The organism is Paraburkholderia phymatum, from assembly GCF_038900715.1.
Taxonomy (GTDB): domain Bacteria; phylum Pseudomonadota; class Gammaproteobacteria; order Burkholderiales; family Burkholderiaceae; genus Paraburkholderia; species Paraburkholderia phymatum_A.
Genome location: NZ_JAYMRZ010000078.1, coordinates 1 through 1192, shown reverse-complemented (window position 1 = coordinate 1192; position 1192 = coordinate 1). Strand labels below are relative to the sequence as shown.

The 1192-nt window shown below is 64.6% G+C and carries 1 protein-coding gene; it reads left to right on the top strand.

The window, feature by feature from the left end; genetic code table 11:
* Positions 1 to 97: 97 nt before the first annotated feature.
* A partial coding sequence (locus VSR68_RS42460) for an IS110 family transposase (RefSeq protein WP_342945372.1) occupies positions 98 to 1192 on the top strand: 1095 nt, incomplete at its 3' end.

The window sequence follows — 1192 nt, the reverse complement described above, 5'->3', positions numbered from 1 at the left end:
CTAGACATCATGTATGGACCTGCCGCGCCTCAAGGTACGCGGATTAAGCTTGAGGTGGGGTACACCGCGGCTCAGAGCCGCATTGAGGGGGCAGGCCATGAACCAGTTTAGCAAGTACGTGGGCCTGGATGTACATGAGGAAACGATTGCCGTGGCGGTCGCCGACATGGGCGGCGAGGTGCGGTATATGGGCGAGATCGCGAACACGCCCGAGGCCATCGCGAAAGTGGTGGCGCGCCTCAGGCGCGGCACCGGGCGGCTGACGTTCTGCTACGAAGCCGGCCCCTGCGGCTACACCATTTGCCGACACTTGCGGGAGCTCAAGCAAGACTGCCAGGTCGTGGCGCCATCGCTGATTCCGAAGAAGCCGGGCGAGCGCGTCAAGACCGACCGACGCGATGCCCTAGGTCTGGCCCGCCTGCATCGAGCCGGCGAATTGAGCCCCGTATGGATTCCGGACGAGGCACAGGAGGCACTGCGGGATCTGACCCGTGCGCGTGAGGACATGAAGCATCTGCAACGCCAGGCCAAGCAACGGCTGTTGTCGTTCCTGTCACGCCATGGCCATCGTTACACGGGCCGCTCCAGGTGGACGCAGGCACACTGGCGCTGGCTGGAAGGCATCAGGTTCGCCCGGCCGGAGCAACAGATCGTGCTGCAGGAATATATCGACACGGTACAGGCCTGCGGCAAACGCGTGGCCAGCCTCGACCGCGAAGTCGAGACGGCCGCGCACGCCAGCACGCTCTGGCCAGTGATCGAGGCGTTGATGGCGCTGCGCGGCATCAGTCTGCTCTCGGCTGTCACGGTGCTCGCGGAACTGGGTGACCTCACACGGTTTGCCGACGCGCCGCAACTGATGGCGTATCTGGGCCTGGTGCCCAGCGAACACTCCAGCGGCAAGCGCGAGCGCCGCGGTGGCATCACCAAGACCGGCAACAGCCACGTCCGGCGCGTACTTATCGAGGCAGCGTGGACCTATCGTCATCCCGCACGGAAAACCGCGATCCTGCAGCGGCGCGCAGAGCGCACGGCACCTGAAGTCCAGGAGATCGCCTGGTCGGCGCAAAAGCGGCTCTGTCAGCGCTTTCGCAACCTGATGGCACGCGGCAAGCTCAAGAACCAGGTCTGTACCGCCATTGCGCGAGAACTCGCCGGTTTTATCTGGGCTATCGGGCAACACGTTGCCCCC